1 pseudogene is annotated in these 338 nt (G+C 34.3%); it reads left to right on the forward strand.

Annotation, left to right across the window (positions count from 1 at the left end):
- Positions 1 to 171: 171 nt before the first annotated feature.
- Positions 172 to 338, forward strand: a pseudogene (locus JR005_RS15220) (hypothetical protein); the annotation flags it as partial.

The following is a 338-nucleotide window of genomic DNA, read 5'->3' on the forward strand; positions in this document are numbered from 1 at the left end:
TGTTACGAAAGTAGATCTTTACATGTTACAAAATATAGCAGATCTTACATGACGGATGTTTGAATTATACAATTTAACATTTAAAAACCTACATCTTATTTTCATTATGGTCTACAATTCTGACAGAATTTGATTCAAAGTTACAACGAATTACAAACAAAGGGTTTTGCTGTGAAGTTGAGAAGCACCTCATTTTTATTATCTATCTGTATTTTAAGCCTTTCAGGATGTGCTGTTACTTCCGGATTACAGACCTACGATCTACCAGAACAAGGTCATTTTAGAACAGACCAAGGCGCAGATGTCTCTGTTGTTCAACTTAATCAGGCGAATCTTCC

It is taken from the genome of Acinetobacter sp. Colony158, assembly GCF_019264745.1.
Taxonomy (GTDB): domain Bacteria; phylum Pseudomonadota; class Gammaproteobacteria; order Pseudomonadales; family Moraxellaceae; genus Acinetobacter; species Acinetobacter ursingii.